This is a genomic window from Dehalococcoides sp. THU4, assembly GCF_043231265.1.
In the GTDB taxonomy this organism is placed as follows: domain Bacteria; phylum Chloroflexota; class Dehalococcoidia; order Dehalococcoidales; family Dehalococcoidaceae; genus Dehalococcoides; species Dehalococcoides mccartyi.
The window spans coordinates 919,108-940,994 of record NZ_CP171266.1 but is presented as its reverse complement, the minus strand read 5'-3'; the positions used below and the strand labels follow the sequence as shown (position 1 = coordinate 940,994).

Here is a 21,887-nt window from a genome sequence, read left to right as displayed (position 1 = left end):
TATGAATGACGCTGTAGAAGAAATAAAGCAAAAACTGGATATTGTGAGCTTTATCGGCCAGTATACCAAACTGACCAAAGCAGGCCGTACTATGCGCGGAATCTGCCCTTTTCACAGCGAAAAACACGGCTCTTTCTTCGTTTACCCCGAAGCCCAAAACTGGCACTGTTTCGGAGCCTGCAATACCGGCGGGGATATTTTCGCTTTCGTAATGAAAAAAGAAGGGCTGGATTTTAAAGGGGCGCTGGAACTGCTGGCTGAAAAAGCGGGTGTAAGCTTGCCCAGCCAGATAAACCCCCAAATCAGAGACCAGCGTGAGCGCCTGTATGAAATAAATTTGGCAGCCGCCCAGTATTACCATAACCTGCTTTTAAACAGCCCCCAGGCGGAAAGTGCCCGCAGTTACCTTAAATCACGCGGCTTAAATGAGCAGTCTCTGGCAGATTTCCAGTTGGGATATGCCCTGCCTGAATGGCAGGGGCTTTATGATTACCTGAAAGAACGCAGTTATACAGATGAAGACCTGCTGAAAGCCGGTGTAATAGTCCGCTCTGACGAGGGGCGGATTCATGACCGCTTCCGCAATAATATTATTTACCCCATTGCCAACTACAAAGGGCAGATAGCCGGTTTCGGGGCGCGGGTGATGGATAACTCACAGCCCAAATACCGCAATTCCTCCCAGACAGACCTTTTTGATAAAAGCAGCCTGCTGTACGGTTTGCATCTGGCTTCCGCCAGCATACGAGAAAAGAACCAGGCCATTATAGTGGAAGGCTACATGGATGCCATTATGTCCCACCAGGGCGGTTTTACCAACACAGTGGCCTGCATGGGTACTGCCCTGACTGACCGCCAGATAGCTTTGGTAAAACGCCAGACTAAGCACCTTATACTGGGGCTGGATGCGGATTCAGCCGGTGAGGAAGCCACCCTGAGGGCTATATATTATGAAAACCAGATAGAATCTGAAATACGGGTAGCCGTACCCGAAGGCGGCAAAGACCCGGATGAAATTATCCGCCATGCACCCCAGACCTGGCAGGAGATACTGGATAATGCCCGCCCCCTGCTGGACTATATATTTGAACACAGCCAGAAAGGCCTGGACCTGAGTTCCGCCGCAGGCAAAGCCGGACTGACCGACCGCCTGCTGCCCATAATATCCAAAATGGAAGACGGGGTACGCCAGTCCCACTACCTGGGCAAGCTGGCTGAAATGGTAAGCACCAGCCAGAACCGTATACTGGAGCGGATGAAAAAACTGAAAAATGAAACCCGGATTACCAAAGTTTTAGAAAAGGAAGCCCCTTCTAAAACAGTTTCAGCCGCCAAAAACCCGGCTCTGGAAGAGTATGCTCTTAGCCTGCTTTTCAAATCACCGGAACTCAGCCGCTTCGCCGGAAAACTCCACCCGGAGTATCTTGAAATACCCCAGTACCGGGAATTGCTGGCCATCTATAGCCAGTCTGCCGAAAAAGACAACCTCCGGGCAGCACTTGATGAAAACCTGCGGGAATATTATGACAACTTGATGAATAAAAATCCGGCAAATGATAATATAGAGGATAAGTTTTATGACCTATGCCTGAGGCTAAGAGAAAGATACCTCAGGAACTTGGCGGTAAAACTTAATCAGGCCCTAAATGAAATCAGCCAGCCGGAAACTGCTGAATACCAGACGCTTAATGACCAGTGTGTAAAGGTCAACGAAGAATTGCGGAGTGTATTCAGCCTTAAAGACCGGCGAAACCAGAAACAGAGGAGACAATAAATGCCCGCTGAGAAAGATAAGAAAGAGTTCAGCCCTGACGATACTTATGATGACAAAGATATAGAGGATGGGCTGGAAGACATCCATGAGGAACAGGATGCCGAAGCTGAAAATGACAAAATGGCAGAGCCTGACCTCAAAGATATAGCCGATACCGACATCCCGGCCGAACTAACCGAAGAAGAGCTGGCGGCCGAAGCGGATATGATGCCGGACACGGACGAAGAAATCGGCCCGCTTAATATTGACCTTGAAATACCGCTTGAGCAGATAGATACCCAGGGTATAGTAGATGACCCTGTGCGCATGTATCTGCATGAAATCGGGCGGGTACCCCTGCTTTCCGCTGAAGACGAAAAAACCCTGGCCAAGAAAATGGAAGAAGGCAAACGCATACGCGAAATCCGCCAGGAATGCCTGGAAAAACGCGGGCGTTACCCTTCGGCTGCGGAGTCTTTCCTGTGTATGCTCAGGGAACTTTCCCAGGCAACCGAAGTCCTGTTCCAGTTAGGACAGGAACTGGGTATGGATACTTCTGCCAGCTTGAAAAATGTTATCCATGACCCCAAACTAAGAACAGCTATTGACCATGAGATTGACCAGCAGCTCACTAAAAATATTTCGGATAATACCGGCAAGAGCATGGCGGAAATTGAGCAGTCATTTATCAATCTGGCTATCAACAGCTCTCTCCTGCCTAAGGTTATACTGGATGCCATACCTGAAAAAATGACTATCCCTGAAATAGCCACCTACACCAATGACCCCGCCTTTATAAGCCATCTGGAGCGGCATGAAGCCAGCCTTAAGTATTATCTGGACAACCTTGAGATAGACGCCAAACGGGCGGAACGCCACCTTATTCAGGCTAACCTCCGTCTGGTAGTCAGCGTGGCTAAAAAACATATAGGCAGAGGCATGCCCCTGCTTGACCTTATACAGGAAGGCAATATAGGCCTAATACGGGCAGTGGAAAAGTTTGACTTCCACCGCGGTTTCAAGTTTTCCACTTACGCCACCTGGTGGATACGCCAGGCCATTACCCGGGCTATTGCAGACCAGGCCAGAACTATCCGCATACCTGTCCATATGGTTGAAACTATCAACAAACTGCTTTCCATAAGCCGCCAGTTATCCCAGAAACTGGGGCGTGAGCCTACTCCTGATGAAATAGCGGTTGAGATGGACCTGCCGCCGGAAAAGGTGCGTGAGATTGCCAAGGTTTCCCAGCTGCCGGTTTCGCTGGAGTCCCCCATCGGCGAAGAAGAAGACAGCCACCTGGGAGACTTTATTGAAGACCAGAATGCACTGGCTCCGCCGGATGCCGCTTCACGCCAGCTGCTCAAAGAACAGATAGATACAGTGCTTGGCAGCCTGACCCCGCGTGAACGCCGGGTACTTCAGCTGCGTTTCGGGCTGGAAGACGGCCGCAGCCGTACGCTGGAAGAAGTGGGCAAAGAGTTTAACGTTACCCGTGAGCGTATCCGTCAGATAGAAGCCAAGGCTCTGCGTAAACTCCGCCACCCCAGCCGCAGCCGCAAACTAAAAGATTATCTGGAATAACCGCCAAACCCATTCATAACCAAAGGCAACCCCTGCCCCAAACGGCAGGGGTTTTTTATCTGGGTTTACCGGATTATACAAAATAAGTGGGTATTCCACCGACCATCCGCATGGCAGATGGCTTTATATTCCCCTTTTTATGCTAAAATATAGGCAGTAAAACTGGAGAATATTATGATTCCTGTCAAACTCAAAATAAAAAACTTTATGTGCTACCGCGGCGAAATTCCGCCTTTTTCTTTTAACGGGGTGCATACCGCCTGCATCTGCGGCCAAAACGGGGCCGGTAAATCTGCCCTGATAGATGCCATTACCTGGGCACTCTGGGGAAAAAGCCGGGCTAAAAGTGATGATGATGTAGTGTCTCTAAACGAACAGGAAACTGAAGTCAGCCTTGATTTTGAAATTTCAGGGGAACTGTATCAGGTTATCCGCCAGCGGCAGAGGCCCAAAAAAGCAGGGGCAAACGGACAAAGCCTGCTGAGCCTGTTTGCCATTAAGGACGGGAAACCCCTGAATATCACCGGGGATACCCTGACCCAAACAGAGAAAAAGATAATTTCCATACTGCATATGGACTATGACACCTTTATAAACAGTGCTTTTCTGCGGCAGGGGCATGCCAACCAGTTTACCCAGCAGCCTCCCGGCAAACGCAAGGAAGTACTCTCCAATATACTGGGGTTAGAAATATATGACCAGATGGAAGACCTGGCCAGACAGGCCGTACGCGAGGTAGAGGCTAAAAAACTGCTTATAGAACAGAGCATTGCAGATGGCCAAGAAGGGCTGAAATCCAGACCGGAACTGGAAGAAACTTTAAAAAATACCCGCCTGGACCTGACAGATGGTGAGGAGAAACTGAAAACCCATCTTGCCAAGCTGGAAATCCTAAGGCACAAAAAACATGCCTTGGATGCCAAACAAAGTGCCTGCCTCCAGATAGAAAAAGACCTGCGGGATATATCAAAAGACCAATCCCTTTGGCTTCAAAACCAGCAGGAAATAAAAGAGCGTATCAGCACCTTTGAAACACTCATCGCTCAGGAAGAAGCGATTCTCAAAGGCTATAAGGAATACTCAGACTGCCAAAGCCTGTATGAAAAACACAACCGAATACTGGCAAAACTAAGGCAGCTGGAAAAAGAAAAAAAACCGCTGGAAGATGCCGTTTATAAAGAAGAAAACAGCCTGAAAAACACCCTGACTAAATATCAGGAACACCTCAAAATGCGGCAGGAAACCGCCCAGACTTTGGGCAAACTGGAACAAGAAAAAATACAGTCAGACCAGCTGCACATGGAACTGGAAAATGAAGAGACTGCCTTAAAAGCCCGGCAAACCAGGCTGGCTGATATGCAGGGAAGTTTAGCCGGACTGGAGACCGAGTATGCCGGTACAGCCAGAGAAATAAACTCTCTGGAAGAAAAACTAAAGCTGCTTACCGAAGCAGGTGAAAGCCGCTGCAACTGCCCCCTGTGCGAAACCGAGCTGGGGCAGGACAAACTCAAACTGGTATTCGGCAAATACCGGACAGAACAAGATGCTAAGGAAAAACAGCAAAACAGCCTGAAAATAAAGCTTGAGCAGCTAAGGCTGGATATCCAGACCCTAACTGCCCAAATTGAAACTGAAACCAAACGCTTAAACCAAAAGCGCAGGCAGTATGAGGGACAGCTGAGCGTACTGGAAAAAGGGATTGAAGACGCCAAAGATGCCGGAACCAAAGCGGCAAAAGGCAGAGAGCTGATTTCGGATATTGAGAAGCAGCTGAACGAACGCAGTTATGCCGTTTCCGAGCAAGCCAGGCTGGCCGTAATTGAAAAAGAGATACAGGAACTGAATTTTGATAACGCCGAATACACCAAAAACCAGCAAACTTTGGCCGGACTGACCCATTTTGAGGAGCAAAAACGCAAACTGGACGATGCACAAAGCTACCTGCCACGGGAAAAAGATAGCTTGGGAAAAATGGCTTCGGCACTGGCAGAACTCACCGCCCGCTATGATACTAAACTGAATGAACAGCAAACCCTGCAAAGAGAACTGGCTGAACTGCCCGCACTGGAGCAGGAGCTGGAAACCGCCGAAGCCGGATACAAGTCACTCAGCCAAACGCAAGATACCTTGAGGCAACAACTGGGTTCACTCAGCCAGAAAGAAGAACAGCTGAACGAACTTGAAAAGAAGCTGAAAAAACAGGAGCAGGATAAAGAGCAAACCGCCAAAGAAATATACTACTTTGGTAAACTGGCCAGAGCTTTCGGCAAGAAAGACGGCATCCAGACCATGCTCATTGAAGACACCCTGCCGGAACTGGAAAGCGGGGCAGACCTGCTGCTGTCACGGATGACTGACGGGCGTATGCACCTTAGTATAGAAACCCAGCGTTCCACCAAAAAGGGAGACCAGACCGAGACGCTGGATATAAATATCTCGGATGAGCTGGGCACCCGCAACTACGAAACATTCAGCGGGGGTGAGGCTTTCAGGATAGATTTTGCGGTCAGGATTGCCCTGTCACGCCTGCTGGCAAACCGCCTGGGCGCACCCTTGCGGACGCTGATTATTGATGAGGGGTTCGGCACACAGGACTCAACCGGTATTGAACGCCTGAAAGAGGCTATAAACTCTATTCAGGATGAATTTGATAAAATACTGGTCATAACCCATATAGATGACCTGAAAGATTCTTTCCCCACCCGCATTGAGATAGATAAAACCCCGTCAGGCTCAGCTATACGCTTAAACTAAACATCCCGCAGTATAAAAACGTCATCTATATCTGCGTGCAGGGCTTTGGCTACTTTGTGAGCCAGAATCAGCGAAGGATTGTAAGTACCCTTTTCAAGGTAAAGCATAGTCTGGCGGCTGACACCCACCGTTTCAGCCAGCTCAGCCTGGGTAAGATTGTATCTTGCCCGCAGTTCCTTAATACGGGTACGCAGTATCATCAGGAATTTCCCCTTGCTCTTTCTGCCCGTTAGCATAAAGTACTTATGTTAGAATTATATTACGTATGCGGGACAAAATGCAAAGGGTTAAAGTGTTTACTGAAAATATTTAAAGCCCCAAATCAGAGGCAACAGCTTGCATAGCACCCAGAGAGATACGGATAAACTCATCCAGCTCCAAACCCAAAGCGGAACAGGCGGCTATCTGTTCCCGGTTTGCACCGGCGGCAAAAGACTTTTCCTTAAAGCGTTTGGATACACTTTTAGCTTCCACACAGGCCAGCTTTTTATCCGGCCTGACTAAAGCAGCGGCTGTAATAAGCCCGGTTATAGGGTCAGCGCAGAACAAAGCTTTTTCCATACGGCTTTCAGGAAGGATGCCATGAGCCGAATTATGCACCAGAATTGCCCGGCAGACAGCTTTACTGGCACCCAAACCGGCGGCAATTTCGGCACCGCGTTTGCTGTGAAGCGACATATCGTCTTTTACTTCACCCAGGTCTATATCATGTATAAGCCCGGCCAAAGCCCATTCATCTTCGTTTTCACCGAAATATGCGGCCAAACTTTTCATGACGGCCTCAACCGCCAGCATATGTTTGACCAGATTTTTATTTTCTATCCGTTTTTCTACTTCAGCTAAAGCAAGCTGCCTGTCCATATTTATCTCTCCGCTGATTAGTCTTCACAAATTTGCCACTGCCGCCTGACAGCAGACCGTAATTTCTTAAGCCGGTTTAAGTTTCGGCAAAACCCGCCGCAAGTATTTGCCGGTAAGCGAAGCTTTATTTAAGGCTACATCTTCAGGCACGCCCTCAGCCACAATCTGCCCGCCTTTTACGCCCGCACCCGGCCCCAGGTCTATAATCCAGTCTGCATTTTTAATAACGTCCAGCTGGTGTTCAATCACAACCACCGTATTGCCGCTGTCTACCAGCCGCTGAAGCACCCGTAAGAGTGCCGCCACATCTTCAAAAGAAAGCCCGGTGGTGGGTTCGTCCAGTATGTATAAAGTCCGCCCGGTAGCCCGCTTGGAAAGCTCGGTTGCCAGTTTAATACGCTGGGCTTCGCCCCCGGATAAGGTGGGTGCCGGCTGGCCGATGCGGATATATCCCAAACCCACGTCCTGCAGGGTTTGGAGTTTGGAGCTGATTTTGGGGAAATTTTCAAAAAATTCCAATGCCCTGTCCACCGTCATATTCAGCACGTCGGCAATGGTCTTGTCTTTAAATTTTATCTCCAGCACTTCGCGGTTATAACGCGCCCCGTGACAGACCTCACAAGGTACGGTCACATCCGGCAGGAACTGCATTTCTATCTGGATATAACCCTCACCGCCGCAGGTCTCGCAGCGTCCGCCTTTTATGTTAAATGAAAACCGCCCCGGCCCGTAGCCTTTTACTTTGGCTTCAGGTACAGAGGCAAACAGTTCCCTTATATGGGTAAATGCCCCGGTATAGGTGGCCGGGTTTGAACGGGGTGTCCGCCCGATGGGTGACTGATTTATCTCTATTATTTTATCAATATGTTCTGTACCTGTTATAGCGTCTGAGCCGCCCGCCCGGTCTTTTGCCCCGTAAAACACCTGGGCCAGATGTTTAAAAAGTATATCGGTAACCAGTGTGGATTTGCCGCTGCCGGACACGCCGCTGACGCAGACCAGCTTGCCCAGCGGAATATGTACGTCTATATTTTTAAGGTTATTCTGTCTGGCACCCTGTATTATTATTTCCTGCCCGTTACCGTTACGCCGCTTTTCGGGTACGGGTATTACTCTGGCACCGGATAAATACTGCCCGGTTAGCGAAGCCGGATTTTGCATTATTTCGGTGATATTACCGGTAGCCACTACCCGCCCGCCGTGTTCACCTGCCCCCGGCCCCATATCTATAATATAGTCCGCCGCCCGCATCACGGATTCATCATGCTCCACCACCAGTATGGTATTACCCAAATCACGCAGCTTTTGCAGGGTTTCCACCAGACGGGTATCATCTGCCGGGTGCAAGCCTATAGTAGGTTCATCACAAACATACAGCACCCCCATCAGCCCTGAGCCTATCTGGGATGCCAGGCGTATCCGCTGGGCTTCACCGCCGGAAAGCGTCCCGGCAATACGGTCTATAGTCAGGTATTCCAAACCCACATTGTTTAAAAAGCCCAAACGTGAACGTATCTCCTTGAGTATCTGGGCGGCAATAAGCTGTTCGCGTTTGTTAAATATGGTCTGCTTGCCAGCCAGTTCATTTGCCCATTTAAGCTGCTCATCTACAGACATGGCCGCAACATCAGCAATATTAAGCTCGCCTATTTTTACTGACAAGGCCTCCTTGCGAAGCCTTTTACCGCCGCAGGCCTGACACGGGCTGGCCAGCATGTATTTTTCAATGCTTTCCCTCACCCCCTGAGATTCGCTGTCACGGTAAAGCCTGTCCAGGCGGGGGATTACTCCCTCAAAGCCGCTGGTATATTCCCGTACCCGCCCGTAGCGGTTGCGGTATTTGTGGATATCACCGCCCTCACCATAAAGCAGCACCTGCATCTGGGCTGGCGTAAAAGTAGAGACAGGTTTATTAACAGAAAAACCCGCCCGGCGGGCTAAATCCTCAAGCTGCCCGAAATACCAGTTTTGGGTTTGATAAGGGCTGATAGCCCCGTCAGCCAGAGACAAACTTTTGTCCGGTATAATCAAATCAGGGTCAAGCTCCATCTTGGCACCAAGCCCCATGCAGGTGGGACAGGCACCGTGGGGGGTATTAAAGCTGAAAGTCCGGGGTTCTATCTCCCCCAGACTCACTCCACAGTCCGCGCAGGAAAATTTTTCTGAAAAGAGCATGTCCTGCCCGTCTACCACAGATATTATTACCAGCCCGCCGCCCAGTTTCAGGGCAGTTTCAACCGAATCTGCAATCCGCCCCTGCACACCTGCCTGACCGACCACCAGCCGGTCTACTACGGCTTCTATATCATGTTTTTTATTTTTATCCAGCTCTATTTCTTCGGACAAATCTCTAATCTGCCCGTCTACCCTCACTCTGGCGTAACCTGATTTACGCAGGTCTTTAAACATCTGGGCATACTCGCCCTTGCGCCCCCGCACCAGCGGCCCCAGAATAAGTATTTTTGTACCCTCCGCAAGAGTTTGAACGGCATCTGTTATCTGTTCCACGCTCTGGGCGGAAATCTCCTTGCCGCACTCAGGGCAGTGAGGGTGACCGGTGCGGGCAAACAGTAAACGCAAATAATCATATATTTCAGTCACTGTCCCCACGGTGGAACGGGGGTTGTGGCTGACGCCCTTCTGGTCAATGGCTATAGCCGGGGAAAGCCCCTCTATATGGTCTACGTCCGGTTTTTCCATCCTGCCCAGAAACTGGCGGGCGTATGATGAAAGAGACTCCATATAACGGCGCTGCCCTTCGGCATAAACGGTATCAAAAGCCAGTGAACTCTTGCCTGACCCCGAAAGCCCGGTCACAACCACCAGCTTGTCACGGGGAATCTGGACATCTATATTTTTGAGGTTGTGTTCGCGGGCACCTTTTATCTTTATATATTCCTGAGCCACAGGCAAGTCTCCTGTTCATTTATATTAGTCCGGGCAAATCAAAACATGTGTTCTAATATTTTACACCATAATGCTTAACAAGCCAAGACCAAACCCCTATTGGCGGTGTATTAGTTTAAAATCAAAAACCTGCCTATCCAAGCGTAAAAAAACAGTCTTTAAGCCGTTACAGCCGAACGGCAAATGGTATTTAAGGCGGGTTTGGGATATAATCAGGTCAATGTCAGATAACAATCTTGCCAATATCAAAAGTGCTGTTATTAAAATGATTGACACTGAAAAGGGCAGTTTGGAAGAACTGTCTCTTAAGCTGCATGCCAACCCGGAGCTGGGTTATCAGGAATACAAAGCAGTGGAATGGCTATGCGAATACCTGTCCAGACACAATTTCAGTATTGAAAGAAATACCGGCGGCCTCAAGACTGCCTTTAAAGCCACTTTCGGTCAGGGTAAACCGGTTATAGGTTTTCTGGCTGAGTACGACGCCCTGCCCCAGCTGGGTCATGCCTGCGGCCATAACCTTATTGCCACCGCGGCAGCGGGTGCGGCTGTAGCCGCCCGTCTGGCCGCCAAACTTTACGGCGGGACGGTCTGTCTTATCGGCACTCCGGCTGAAGAGCTTAGCGGCGGTAAAATACAGATGGTGGAAAAGGGTGTATTTAAAGAGCTGGAGGCGGCGCTTATAGCCCACCCCGGCAATGATGATATTGCCACCACCCAGGCACTGGCCTGTGTAACATTAAACGTAGAGTATTTCGGTAAAGAATCCCATGCCGCTGCCCACCCGGACAAAGGCATAAACGCACTTGACGCCATAGTACTGGCATATACCAGCCTGAATTCCCTCCGCCAGCACATAGAGCCGGGTGCCCGTATTCACGGCATTATTACCGACGGGGGCAAAGCCGCCAACATTGTACCCGGGCATTCCGCCGGCACTTTCCTGATACGTTCCCAAACCCTGCCCTACCTAAGAGAGCTGATGGACAGGGTGCTGGACTGCTTTAAATCTGCCGCCCAGGCTACCGGTGCCCGTTTGGAGTACCGCTTTGATAAATCCATATATGCCCCCATGAATAACAACATGGCTCTGGCAAACCTATATGTAATAAATATGGATATGCTGGGTCACCGGACTTTGCTTGAAGACCCTGAGATGAATTTTGGAAGTACCGATATGGGCAATGTCAGCCAGGTTGTACCCAGCCTGCACGGTTATTATGCCATTACCGGCAAAGATGTCTCCGGCCATACTCCGGAATTTGCTTCTGCCGCCTGCTCGGCAAAGGGCATCAAGGGTGCTTTAGATGCCGCCAAGGCTATGGCTATGACCGCGGCAGATTTATTCGGCAGCTCAGCCAATCTGGAAAAAGTACGAACAGAATTTCAAAAATCTACCCGGCCATCCGCCTGACCCTTCCGGCCACAGGTTATTTAGATGAACATTTTTCTGGGCATTGACAGCGGTTCCGTATCTACCAAAATAATATGCCTGTCACCGTCTGCCGAACTGGCAGACTGGATATATCTGCCTACAGCCGGAGACCCGTTAAGTACACTGCGGACGGGGCTGAGGCAATTACAACACCGTTTGCCGGAAGATACCAGCGTACTGGGAGTGGCCGTAACCGGCAGCGCCCGTGAGCTGGTAGCTGAAACAGTGGGTGCAGATATGGTCAAAAATGAAATCAGCTCACAGGCCAAAGCGGCTGCCCACCTGATACCCGAAGTAAAAACAGTAATAGAGATTGGCGGGCAGGACAGCAAACTTATCCTGCTGGAAAACGGGTTTGTATCTGATTTTGCTATGAACACTGTCTGTGCCGCCGGCACCGGCAGCTTTCTGGAACACCAATCCCGCAGGCTTAACCTTTCACTGGAGGAAATGGGGAAACTGGCTCATTTCAGCCAAAACCCTATTGAACTTAAAGGGCGCTGCACGGTATTTGTAGAATCAGATATGATTCACTTCCAGCAAACCGGCAGCAGCCGTCCCGATATTGTTTACGGTTTATGTAAAGCTCTTGTCAGAAACTATCTGAATGACCTGGGGCTGCATAAGGAAATCCGCCAGCCGGTGGTTTTTCAGGGCGGGGTTGCCCGGAACCCGGCTATGAAAAAAGCCTTTGAAGAAGAACTTGGTTTTTCACTGATAGTCCCGCCCCGGCCGGAAATAACCGGGGCTTTGGGTGCGGCTTTGCTGCTTTGTCAGGAAAGAGAGACGGATAGTCCAGCCAAGCCCACCAACTTTCGGGGGTTTGAAACCCCTTTTCTCCGGGAGAAAGTATAGTCCCGGTTTTATTAAGATGAATTTTCAAAGAGGATATAGATGATAATAGCGGTAGATGTAGACGGGGGTGACTACGCCCCGAAGGAAATCATAAAAGGTGCGCTTAAGGCTGCCCAGGAGTACAAGATTGGTCTTATCCTGCTGGGTAAAAAAGAGGTTATTCACGTCCATGCGGGGCACTACCTGAAGAAATACCCTATAGAAATAGTCCATTGCCCCCAAACCATTACCTTTAACGAACACGCGGTGGAGGCAATCAAGGGCAAACCTAAGTCAGCTATCGTAATAGGCACTTCTCTGGTCAAACAGGGCAAGGCAGATGCCTTCATCTCTGCCGGTAACACCGGTGCGGTGCTGGCTGCCGCCTTTTTTATTCTGGGCAAAATAGACGGGGTTGAGCGCCCGGCACTGGGTGCCATCATCACCACCCGCCCCCACATCCCTTCCCTGCTGATAGATGCCGGGGCAAATGCAGAGTGCCGCCCCAACCATCTAGATGAGTTCGCCCACCTGGGCAATATTTATGCCAAACAAGTGCTGGGGCTTGAAAAACCCCGAATCGGGCTGCTGAATAACGGCGAAGAAGAGGCTAAGGGTACCAAGCTAACACTGGAAACCCACCAGCTACTCAAGAAAAGCCAGCTGAATTTTATCGGCAATATAGAGGGGCATGATATCTCCCTGAATAAAGCGGATGTGATTGTAACAGACGGCTTTACCGGAAACGTTGTACTCAAAACTTTGGAGGGGCTGGGGGATGCCCTGCTTAAGCTGCGGAAAGTAGGCCATGCCATTGACAGTGCCGCCCACCTGCGGGGCAGGGCTTTGCTGGCTGACGTGGGCTTGGGTTCTATGGTAAAAGGCATGGATTTTGAAGAATGCGGCGGTGCCTGCCTGCTGGGGGTAAAAGGAACAGTTATTGTTGCCCACGGCCGAAGCCATGCCAGAGCTATTAAAAATGCTATCGGGCTGGCTAAACGCACTGCCGAAAAAGGGGTGGATAAACTGATTGCCGAAGATGTCCGCTTGCGCACCCTAACAGCTACGGAAGGAGAACAAAACCATGTCACCACTCCTGTATGACGTAATAATTATAGGCGGAGGCCCGGCCGGGCTGACTGCCGCCCTGTATACGGGCAGGGCAAAACTGAAGACACTGGTTATTGAACGCGCTTTTATCGGCGGGCAGATAACCCGTTCGGAAAAAGTGGATAACTATCCCGGTTTTCCGGAGGGTATCACCGGCTTTGACCTGACCCAGCAGATGCAAATACAGGCCGAAAAATACGGGGCGGAGATAACTTCGGCAGAGGTAACTGCCCTTAATAAAACCAAAGACAGCTTTGAACTTAGCACCGAAGCGGGCAAGCTAAGCGGGCGTTGTATTATTATCTGCGGAGGTACCGAACGCAACAAGCTGGGCGTTCCCGGCGAAGAGGAGTTTTCAGGCCGGGGTGTTTCCTACTGCGCCACCTGTGATGCCCCTTTTTACAATGACAAGGTTGTGGCGGCGGTAGGCGGGGGGAACATGGCAATTTACGAAGCCCTGCACCTGTCAGAGTTTGCAAAAAAAGTTTACCTGATTCACCGCCGCCAGGGTTTCCGGGCAGATGCGGTATTAGTAGATAAAGCAAAAAGCAAGGGCAATATTGAAATGGTGCTGGATACGGTAATTACCGCCATAAACGGCAAAGACAGCATCCAGTCACTCTCATTAAATAACCTTAAAACCCAAAAAACATCTGACCTGCCGGTAAACGGGCTTTTTGTAGCCGTGGGCTTACAGCCGAATACCGCTTATCTGAAGGGGGTGGTGGATATGGACAAAAACGGCAGCATACTGGTAAATGACCAGATGGAAACGTCAGTAAGCGGCATACTCTGTGCCGGGGATATCCGAAGCGGCTCAATAAGGCAGGTTATATCTGCCGCCGGAGACGGGGCAGTTGCCGCCCTTTCCGCCAAACGCTATCTTGACCGCTAAATTATATTATTTAAGAGTACAAAACTACTCCGCTTTTCCAGTATAATAATAAATTAAAAAGGGGTTGGCATGAAGGTTGCTTTTCTGAAAGATGTACCCGGCAGAGGGAAAACCGGGGATGTAAAAGAAGTAAATGACGGCTATGCCCGTAATTATCTTATACCCAATAAACTGGCTATGCCCGCTTCTGCCTCGGTAACCAGCGAAATAGCAGCCAAACAGGCGGCTGAAGACCGCCGCAAAGCTAAAGCCGAAGCTGAAATGGCGCAGTTAGCCAAAGAGCTTGACGGCACTAACGTAAGCATAAAGGCCAAGACCGGTGCAAAAGATAAACTTTACGGGCAGGTTACTACCACTGTAATTGCCGCTGAGATTGAAAAACAAACCGGCAAAGCCATAGACAAACGCAAACTGGAGCTCTCCGAACCTATCCGCCAGCTGGGCAGCTACGAGGTAGTTATCCGTTTTAATAAAGATTTGTCATCTAAAATAAACCTGATAATCACCGCTGAGGAGAACACTTAGTTGCTTGATGCCAAAATGCCCCCTTATGATGTAGATGCCGAGGAATCGGTAAGCGGCTCTCTGCTGATAGACGGGCAGGCTATTTTTGATATTATACCCATCTTAAAGCCGCAGGATTTCTTTACCGAATCTAACCGCCTTATTTTTGAGGCCTGTATGTCCCTTTACGGGCGGAGTGAAGCCATCAATCAGGTTACCGTAGCCCAGGAACTGGAGCGGCTGGGCAAACTGGAAAGATGCGGCGGGTCAGCTTACCTGAGCCATGTGGTTACGGTAGTGCCTACCTCACTGGATATTGAACACTATGCCCGCATAGTTTACCGTCTTTCAGTCATGCGCCAGCTGATTGAGGCAGGCCAAAAAATAAGCGAACTGGGATTTAAGGCCGACCCTGACGTATCGGATTCACTGGGCAAAGCCGAAGACCTGCTATTCCGCCTGCGCCATGAACGCTCCAGTCTGGGCTTTACCCATATTAAAAATATTCTGGATAAATATTTTGAACCTGTACCCATACCCGGCAGCGAGGGTTACCAGGCTATACCCCATGTCCTTACCGGGCTGACCGGCATGGATACCTTCTTAGGCGGGCTGCAGCGTTCAGACCTTATCATTATGGCGGGACGCCCCTCCATGGGAAAAACCTCGCTGGCTCTGAATATTGCCCGGAATGCGGCGGTTGAACAAAGAGCTTGCACCGCCATATTCAGCCTGGAAATGTCCCGCGAATCTCTGGTGCAGCGTTTGCTTTCCAACGAAGCTGCGGTAAATTCACGTTCCATCCGCCTGAATGAAAGCAGCCCTGATGAAGAGCGTAAAATAATGGATGCCATCGGCGTACTATCCGAAGCCCCCATTTTTATAGATGACTCACCCCAGATAAGGGTGGCCGAAATACGGAGTAAAGCCCTGCGGCTGCGCTACGAGCAAAATATAGACCTTATTATTGTGGACTACCTGCAGCTTATTCAGGGTGAGGGCAGCGGCAAAGAAAACCGGGTGCAGGAAATAAGCTATATCTCCCGTTCGCTGAAAGGTATTGCCCGCGAACTGAATGTGCCGGTTATAGCTATATCCCAGCTTTCCCGCGCCCCGGAGTTCCGCTCCTCCCATCAGCCCCAGCTTTCAGATTTGCGTGAATCAGGCTCTATTGAACAGGACGCGGATATAGTGGTCTTTATATACCGTGACGAGTTTTATTACAAAGAAGATGAATGGGCAAACCTCCACCCTGACCAGGAATACCCGCGCGAAATTGCGGATATTATCATAGCCAAACACCGTAACGGCCCTATCGGCACTGTAAAGTGCCGCTTCCGGCATGACCTGACCCGCTTTGAAAATCTGGGGTCAAGCACGGAGCCCAGCTTCTTATGAGCAATGCACCGTTATTCCCCGCCAGACAGGAGTTTACCCCTGTATCCCGCTTTTTTATCCACCGGGTAGCTCCCCTGATAGAAGATATGGCCGAACTGAAAGTAAGCCTGGCGGTATTCAGCCTTATTCAGGCAAAGAAGGGCTACCCCAGATACACCACGCTGGCTGAACTGGCAGCCGAAGAAACCCTGGTAAAAGCCCTGGGCAAAACGCGGGACGAAAGCCTGCAATCACTGGAAAAAGCCCTCCAAATGGCCGTAAAACGGGGAACCCTGCTGGGGCTGGAAGTAAAAAGCGGCAAACACACCCACCAGCTTTATTTTGTAAATACTGAATCAGAAGCGGCAGTGGTGGAAAAGATAAAAACCGGCAGTCTGGTTTTGCCCGGCTTAAAAGAAGCCTCAACCGAAGTAATAAGCGGCCAGGCCGAACAGCCAAATATATTTAAACTTTACGAACAGAATATAGGCATGCTGACCCCCATGCTGGCAGATAACCTGAAAGAGGCGGAAAAACTCTACCCCGAAGAATGGATTGCCGAAGCCATAAAAGAGGCGGTCAGCCTGAATAAACGCAACTGGCGTTATATAGAACGAATACTGGAAAATTGGTCAAGTCAGGGAAAAAGCAGTGGAACACATAAAGGACATACTGGGGAAACAGATAAATATAAAGGGCAGCTCTTCGACCACCTCGTCCAAAGGTAAGGCAGATAAAGCGGCCGAAGAAAACTTATGCCCGTTATGTAAAGGGGCAAAGTTCGTGTACCCTGTTTCCGCCGAAGGGGTAACGGATTTTAGCCGGGTAATCCCCTGCCAGTGCACCCAGACCGAATCCGGTGCGGACAGGGAAAAACGGCTGCTGACCTATAGCTGTCTGGGAGGTCTGCAAAAATACACCTTTGAAAAGCTGAATTCGCTGGGTAAAAGCGAAGAACCGCATAACCAGAATATGTTCAGCCAAGCCTACAATGCCGCCCTGGACTTTGCTTCTAAACCCGCCGGCTGGCTGGTTTTCAGCGGCCCAAGCGGTGCGGGTAAAACCCACCTCGCAGCCGCCATTGCCAACAAACGCCTTGCCATGGGGCAGCCGGTACTGTATAAAAGGGCTTCCGAGCTGATAGATGACCTGAAAAAGTCTTTTGAACCTGACAGCGAGGCTGCTTACAGCCAGAGCTTTGACATACTTAAGAACGCCCCCCTGCTGATAATAGATGACCTTACCGTCCAGAGCGGTTCGGACTGGTCAAAAGAAAAACTTGACCAGTTGCTTACTTACCGTTTCAGTCAGGAACTGCCAACTATTATCACCCTGTCTACACCTATAAACGAGCTTGATTCCCGTATCCAGAGCCGTCTGCTGGATAAATCTGTATCCAGGATATATCCGGTTGCCTCAAACCCGGAAGACACCCTGGAATACCGCTGGGATAATGCTCTGGCGCTTCAAAAGAAAATGACCTTTGAAAATTATGATCACAAGCGTTCAAACCTGCCGCCTGAGCAACGCCAGAATATAGAAGCAGCTTACAACCTGGCTCTGGAGTTTTCCCGAAACCCTGAAAGCTGGCTGGTATTTCAAGGAGAAACCGGCTGCGGCAAGACCCATCTGGCATCAGCCATTGTCAACGAACGTTACCGCCAGGGCAAACCCGCCATGTTCGTGGTCGTACCCGAATTTTTGGACCACCTGCGTTCAACCTTCAGCCCTGAGAGCAAAACCTCTTACGACCAGATGTTTGATGCGGTTAAAAACGCCAAACTGCTGGTACTGGATGATTTCGGCGAACAGTCCAGCACCCCCTGGGCTCAGGAAAAACTATATCAGGTAATAAATTACCGCTATAACCGCCGTCTGCCCACCGTAATTACCACCAGATGCCCGCTGAGTGAAATAGAAGTGGCCATAAGCTCACGCTTTGTTGACCCCCAGATAAGCATGGTGTTTAACATCACTGCCCCTAACTTCCGCTGTGACAGCACCGGCCAGCAAAAACAGCGCCCGGTATCCCGTCTGAACAGGACTACTCGCCCCCAACGCTAAGCGAACAAACTTGCCCTATATGAGGATTTTGTTTAGAATAAACTTAATCTTTCAGGGGGAAGCGGTGTTTGATGGACAACCATCAGGTACTGGTCTTAAACCAAGACTATCAGCCACTGAACGTATGCCACGTACGGAGGGCTGTTTTGCTTGTTTACCAGAGCAAAGCCGAGATGCTGGAAAACGGGTCAGGTTTCTGGCACTCTGAAAAAGACCTTTTTGCCCTGCCCTCAGTTATACGCCTCTCCTGCCTTATAAAGCACCCGCCCCCCCGCCCCAAACTGAACCGGGCTGAAATATTCAGCCGGGATAAGCATACCTGCCAGTACTGCGGACGCAAAGACCTGGAGCTGACTATAGACCACGTTAACCCCAAGCATCAGGGGGGACCCCATGTTTGGGAAAACGTGGTAACCGCCTGTCTGCACTGCAACCGCCTTAAAGCCGGACGCACTCCCGAACAAGCCCATATGAAGCTTCTGAGTACGCCGGGAGTACCCCAATACAGATACGGATATTCACTGCCCAGGTCAAACGGCAGTATCCGCCATGAGTGGCGGCCTTACCTGGGGCTTGAAAACGAACCTAAACTAACGGTGGAGTGAGGCATCAGGGCGGCGGCCTTCTTTATCCGGGCGGATATCCTTCAAAGGCACTTCGGCATTAGCCCCGCTTTCCAGCAGTACAAATACCATTTCTTCCAAGGGATTGCCGCCGACCACTTCGCCTTTGCCTACCGGGGTGATTACCTTCAGCCCGTCCTTAGGCATCTTAGCCTTGGCGGCTTTGTAGGTTTCATATTCATAATCAAGGCAGCAAAGAAGCCTGCCGCAAACACCTGAAATCTTCTGGGGATTTAGCGGCAAATTTTGCTCTTTAGCCATTTTTATAGACACCGGGTCAAACTCACTCAGGAAACTGCAGCAGCAAAGTTCCCGTCCGCACCGGCCGTAACCGCCCACCATCTTAGCCTCATCCCGCGGGCCAATCTGCCGAAGCTCTACCCTGACTCTCAGCTTGCGTGAAATTTCCCTGACCAGTTCGCGGAAATCCACCCTGTCTTCGGCTGAAAAATATATGGTTACGTGGTTTTCATCCAGACTGTATTCCGCCCTGATAAGTTTCATGGGCAGATTCAGCCTGTCTACCAATTCCACACATTCCGAAACTGCACTCTGGTTTTTCTCTTCCAGCTGGCGTTCGCGGGCCATATCTTCAGCGGTAGCCAGACGGATAACAGGCTTCAGCGGCTGTTCCAGACTGCTCTCCTCTACCTGTGAAGGAGAGGCAACCACCCAGCCCAGTTCTTCGCCACGGCTGGTTTCCACCACTACACAGTCATACGGGTAAAGTTCAAAACCGGCCGGGTCAAAATAATATATCTTGCCGGCTTGTTTGTAGCGTATCTTTACAATATCAACCATTTTTATAGTCCTTCCTTTACCAAGGGCAAACTGAGCATAAGCACTTCCAGACAAAGCCTGGGGTTGGCATTTGCCCGCAGCTGGATTTGGGCCTTAAGTATATTATCTATACCCGCACGTATATCCACAAGCCCAAGCCCGCCACAGGCCTGATATAGTATATCTTTATAATCAATATTAGTCATGTTTTGGCCGGCATCAGCCTTAAGTAGCAGCATATCCCGAAAAAGCCCCAGCCACATATCCAGTACCTCTTCAGCCTCTGCCCGGTTTTTACCAAACAGATTTGAAACATCAGCGGCATAATTAAAACGGTCTTCTTCGTCCTGCCCCAGTACCCGCATAATCTTGTCAATCTTAGTTTTACGTTCTTCCAAAATTTCGGAGTTTGAGGCTGCTTCCATAGCCCAGCCCACCCGGCCATAACTCAGGTGAGACAAAAGTTCAGCTTTTTCTTCATCCAAACCTTGTTTAATAAATGCCTCATGGATAAGACCGGTTTCGGCATATTTTAATTCCAAAATCTGGCAGCGGGATAAAACCGTGGGCAGCAGGAGTGATTTATCAGCAGTCAGCAAAATAAAGATATTTTGAGAACCCGGCTCTTCCAGCGTTTTCAGAAGGCGGTTTGAAGATTCTACTGACAGCTTTTCAGCCTGATGGATAATAAAAACCTTGTACTTGCCCTCAAACGGGGGCAAACTGGCGGCGTGCTGGATATCCTCTACCTGTTTAACCCCTATTTCGGCCTTAGCTTTGCCGTCAGAGGAATCTTCGGCTGAAAGAAGCTCTATATGGATAACATCCGGAAAGTTTCCGGCCGTGATGCGCTCACATACCGGGCATTCCTGGCATGGGGGTGAGGCAGCCTGACAATTTAGCGCCTGAGCAAAACTAAGTGCCATCCGTTTCTTACCCACCCCGGACGGGCCGTAAAACACATAGGCGTGGCAAAGCTTGTCCTGATTGAGGCTGTTACAGAGGAAGGAGACTGCCTTGTCCTGACCTATTATCTGCCACATATAAGAAACCCGGCTTAGACCGAATCCAGACGGCTAAGGTCTTCCACAGTTTCGCGCCGCCGTATCAGGCGGTCTTCACCATTTTTCAGCATCACTACAGCCGGGCGCTGATAGCCGTTGTAATTGCTGGACATAGGCAAACAGTAAGCCCCGCAGCAGGGCACTGCCAGTATATCACCTGTCTTGAGGACAGGCAGCTCAATATCGGTTATAAGTATATCACCGGATTCGCAAAACTTGCCTGCTATAGTTACCTTTTGCTTTTCTGAAGACTGGACATTATTTGCCGCCACCGCCTCATACTTTGCCTCATACAAAGCCGGGCGGATATTATCACCCATGCCCCCGTCCACCGAGGCATACACCCGGATACCGGGAATATCTTTAATAACCCCCACCGTATACAAGGCCACTCCTGCCTGAGCTATGATAGCCCGCCCCGGTTCAATATTAAGGCTGGGGGGAGTCAGCTTTAAGCTGTGGCACTTGGAGACAATCTTAGCGCCGATAGCCTCCGCATAAACTGATATCTGAGGTGCAGGTTTATCCACTTCGTACTGAACGCCGTAACCGCCGCCGATATCCAGCTCCTCTATGTCAAAACCATAGCGTTCCTGAACCTGAGCGGCAAATTCCAGCACCAAATCTATAGCATCAAGGAAGGGCTGGGTTTCAAATATCTGGGAACCAATATGGAAATGGAAACCGACCAGATTCAGACTGGCCTGCGCCATAGCCAAACCTACCGCTTCGGCTGCCTGAAACAGGGGGAAACCGAATTTGGAATCCAGCTTGCCGGTAGTAATATGGTGATGGGTGTGGGCATCTACTCCCGGGGTAAGCCTGAGGAGTATATCCGGAATATGCCCGCTCTCATCCGCCAGTTTTGACAGCAGTTTGATTTCATCAAAGCTGTCTACCACAATCCGCCCAACATGCAGACGGAGTGCCAGCCTGAGTTCATCAGCAGATTTGTTATTTCCATGGAAATAGACCATATCCATAGGGAAACCGGCGCTGCTGGCAATAGACAGCTCCCCGCCGGAAACCACGTCCAGACTCATACCCTCTTCGGCCAGTATTTTCAGCAAGGCCGGATGCAAAAAGGCTTTTGAGGCATAACTCACCGAACTGTCTGCGTAGCGGCGGGAAAACTCCCGTTTAAAGTCACGGCAGTTCTGGCGGATAGTAGCCTCGTCAAAAACGTACAGGGGCGTGCCGTATTTGGCACAAAGCCCGGCAACATCTACACCGCCGATAACCAGGCGGTTATTTTTTACTTCAGTGTTTTTGGGGAATACCTGTATTCTTGGTTCCATAATTGCTTATCATACCAGTGCTAAAGCAACTGCGTCAATGAAGA

Annotated in this window: 18 protein-coding genes; 12 read left to right on the top strand and 6 right to left on the bottom strand. The window is 50.1% G+C overall.

What is annotated here, in order from left to right; all coding sequences use genetic code 11:
• Nucleotide 1: 1 nt before the first annotated feature.
• From dnaG to ACE6F3_RS04995, 3 genes are all read left to right on the top strand, one after another.
• Complete coding sequence (dnaG, locus tag ACE6F3_RS05005) at nt 2-1,774, top strand: DNA primase (RefSeq protein ID WP_324665304.1); 1,773 nt, start codon at nt 2-4, stop codon at nt 1,772-1,774.
• Nucleotides 1,775-3,337, top strand: coding sequence for an RNA polymerase sigma factor RpoD (gene rpoD, locus ACE6F3_RS05000; protein ID WP_010936328.1), 1,563 nt, complete (start codon nt 1,775-1,777; stop codon nt 3,335-3,337). It abuts the gene before it with no gap.
• A gap of 174 nt (nt 3,338-3,511) precedes the next feature.
• Nucleotides 3,512-6,091, top strand: coding sequence for an AAA family ATPase (locus tag ACE6F3_RS04995; protein ID WP_392654558.1), 2,580 nt, complete (start codon nt 3,512-3,514; stop codon nt 6,089-6,091).
• On the opposite strand, the gene ACE6F3_RS04990 is transcribed toward ACE6F3_RS04995, so the two are convergent.
• The 3 genes from ACE6F3_RS04990 to uvrA form a co-directional block, all read right to left on the bottom strand.
• Nucleotides 6,088-6,291, bottom strand: a complete 204-nt coding sequence (locus tag ACE6F3_RS04990; RefSeq protein ID WP_010936325.1) for a helix-turn-helix transcriptional regulator — start codon at nt 6,289-6,291, stop codon at nt 6,088-6,090. The genes ACE6F3_RS04995 and ACE6F3_RS04990 overlap by 4 nt on opposite strands.
• Before the next feature lie 109 nt (nt 6,292-6,400).
• Nucleotides 6,401-6,952 (bottom strand): HD domain-containing protein, encoded by a 552-nt coding sequence (locus ACE6F3_RS04985; RefSeq protein ID WP_324665309.1) that lies wholly within the window; start codon nt 6,950-6,952, stop codon nt 6,401-6,403.
• A gap of 66 nt (nt 6,953-7,018) precedes the next feature.
• Nucleotides 7,019-9,859, bottom strand: coding sequence for an excinuclease ABC subunit UvrA (gene uvrA, locus ACE6F3_RS04980; RefSeq protein ID WP_324665311.1), 2,841 nt, complete (start codon nt 9,857-9,859; stop codon nt 7,019-7,021).
• Nucleotides 9,860-10,079: 220 nt separating this feature from the next.
• On the opposite strand from uvrA, the gene ACE6F3_RS04975 reads away from it, so the two are divergent.
• From ACE6F3_RS04975 to ACE6F3_RS04935, 9 genes are all read left to right on the top strand, one after another.
• Entirely contained in the window at nt 10,080-11,273 is a 1,194-nt protein-coding gene (locus ACE6F3_RS04975; protein WP_324665313.1) for a M20 family metallopeptidase, read from the top strand.
• 24 nt (nt 11,274-11,297) lie between these two features.
• Complete coding sequence (locus ACE6F3_RS04970; protein ID WP_324665315.1) at nt 11,298-12,149, top strand: acyl-CoA dehydratase activase; 852 nt, start codon at nt 11,298-11,300, stop codon at nt 12,147-12,149.
• Between the two features lie 39 nt (nt 12,150-12,188).
• The gene (gene plsX, locus ACE6F3_RS04965; protein ID WP_010936320.1) at nt 12,189-13,232 is read left to right on the top strand and encodes a phosphate acyltransferase PlsX; all 1,044 of its coding nucleotides are present in this window, start codon (nt 12,189-12,191) and stop codon (nt 13,230-13,232) included.
• Complete coding sequence (gene trxB, locus ACE6F3_RS04960; RefSeq protein WP_324665317.1) at nt 13,213-14,133, top strand: thioredoxin-disulfide reductase; 921 nt, start codon at nt 13,213-13,215, stop codon at nt 14,131-14,133. The genes plsX and trxB overlap by 20 nt, the downstream gene beginning before the upstream one ends.
• A 69-nt stretch (nt 14,134-14,202) precedes the next feature.
• On the top strand, nt 14,203-14,658 hold the full coding sequence (gene rplI, locus ACE6F3_RS04955; protein WP_010936318.1) for a 50S ribosomal protein L9: 456 nt from the start codon (nt 14,203-14,205) through the stop codon (nt 14,656-14,658).
• Nucleotides 14,659-16,035 carry a replicative DNA helicase gene (gene dnaB, locus ACE6F3_RS04950; protein WP_010936317.1) on the top strand — a complete coding sequence of 459 codons (1,377 nt, stop codon included), beginning with the start codon at nt 14,659-14,661 and terminating at the stop codon, nt 16,033-16,035. It begins immediately after the preceding gene.
• Nucleotides 16,032-16,742, top strand: a complete 711-nt coding sequence (locus ACE6F3_RS04945; RefSeq protein WP_324665324.1) for a DnaD domain protein — start codon at nt 16,032-16,034, stop codon at nt 16,740-16,742. Before dnaB ends, ACE6F3_RS04945 begins: the two co-directional genes overlap by 4 nt.
• On the top strand, nt 16,666-18,078 hold the full coding sequence (locus ACE6F3_RS04940) for an ATP-binding protein (protein WP_324665326.1): 1,413 nt from the start codon (nt 16,666-16,668) through the stop codon (nt 18,076-18,078). Before ACE6F3_RS04945 ends, ACE6F3_RS04940 begins: the two co-directional genes overlap by 77 nt.
• Nucleotides 18,079-18,149: 71 nt before the next feature.
• Nucleotides 18,150-18,683: an HNH endonuclease gene (locus tag ACE6F3_RS04935; protein ID WP_324665328.1), complete on the top strand. Its 534-nt coding sequence runs from the start codon at nt 18,150-18,152 to the stop codon at nt 18,681-18,683.
• On the opposite strand, the gene ACE6F3_RS04930 is transcribed toward ACE6F3_RS04935, so the two are convergent.
• From ACE6F3_RS04930 to lysA, 3 genes are read right to left on the bottom strand one after another with little or no spacing between them, the layout of a single operon-like run.
• Nucleotides 18,669-19,502 carry a stage 0 sporulation family protein gene (locus ACE6F3_RS04930; RefSeq protein WP_077975139.1) on the bottom strand — a complete coding sequence of 278 codons (834 nt, stop codon included), beginning with the start codon at nt 19,500-19,502 and terminating at the stop codon, nt 18,669-18,671. The genes ACE6F3_RS04935 and ACE6F3_RS04930 overlap by 15 nt on opposite strands.
• 2 nt (nt 19,503-19,504) lie before the next feature.
• A complete protein-coding gene (gene holB, locus ACE6F3_RS04925; protein ID WP_324665330.1) occupies nt 19,505-20,524 on the bottom strand; it encodes a DNA polymerase III subunit delta' in 1,020 nt (339 codons plus the stop codon).
• A 14-nt stretch (nt 20,525-20,538) separates the two neighbouring features.
• Nucleotides 20,539-21,843 (bottom strand): diaminopimelate decarboxylase, encoded by a 1,305-nt coding sequence (gene lysA / locus ACE6F3_RS04920; RefSeq protein ID WP_324665332.1) that lies wholly within the window; start codon nt 21,841-21,843, stop codon nt 20,539-20,541.
• Nucleotides 21,844-21,887: the final 44 nt, after the last annotated feature.

Bases quoted from the DNA above. Each gene is read 5' to 3' on its own strand.
- dnaG (WP_324665304.1), top strand. From the start codon at position 2: ATGAATGACGCTGTAGAAGAAATAAAGCAAAAACTGGATATTGTGAGC.
- rpoD (WP_010936328.1), top strand. From the start codon at position 1,775: ATGCCCGCTGAGAAAGATAAGAAAGAGTTCAGCCCTGACGATACTTAT.
- ACE6F3_RS04995 (WP_392654558.1), top strand. From the start codon at position 3,512: ATGATTCCTGTCAAACTCAAAATAAAAAACTTTATGTGCTACCGCGGC.
- ACE6F3_RS04990 (WP_010936325.1), bottom strand. From the start codon at position 6,291: ATGATACTGCGTACCCGTATTAAGGAACTGCGGGCAAGATACAATCTT.
- ACE6F3_RS04985 (WP_324665309.1), bottom strand. From the start codon at position 6,952: ATGGACAGGCAGCTTGCTTTAGCTGAAGTAGAAAAACGGATAGAAAAT.
- ACE6F3_RS04975 (WP_324665313.1), top strand. From the start codon at position 10,080: ATGTCAGATAACAATCTTGCCAATATCAAAAGTGCTGTTATTAAAATG.
- ACE6F3_RS04970 (WP_324665315.1), top strand. From the start codon at position 11,298: ATGAACATTTTTCTGGGCATTGACAGCGGTTCCGTATCTACCAAAATA.
- plsX (WP_010936320.1), top strand. From the start codon at position 12,189: ATGATAATAGCGGTAGATGTAGACGGGGGTGACTACGCCCCGAAGGAA.
- trxB (WP_324665317.1), top strand. From the start codon at position 13,213: ATGTCACCACTCCTGTATGACGTAATAATTATAGGCGGAGGCCCGGCC.
- rplI (WP_010936318.1), top strand. From the start codon at position 14,203: ATGAAGGTTGCTTTTCTGAAAGATGTACCCGGCAGAGGGAAAACCGGG.
- ACE6F3_RS04945 (WP_324665324.1), top strand. From the start codon at position 16,032: ATGAGCAATGCACCGTTATTCCCCGCCAGACAGGAGTTTACCCCTGTA.
- ACE6F3_RS04935 (WP_324665328.1), top strand. From the start codon at position 18,150: ATGGACAACCATCAGGTACTGGTCTTAAACCAAGACTATCAGCCACTG.
- ACE6F3_RS04930 (WP_077975139.1), bottom strand. From the start codon at position 19,502: ATGGTTGATATTGTAAAGATACGCTACAAACAAGCCGGCAAGATATAT.
- holB (WP_324665330.1), bottom strand. From the start codon at position 20,524: ATGTGGCAGATAATAGGTCAGGACAAGGCAGTCTCCTTCCTCTGTAAC.
- lysA (WP_324665332.1), bottom strand. From the start codon at position 21,843: ATGGAACCAAGAATACAGGTATTCCCCAAAAACACTGAAGTAAAAAAT.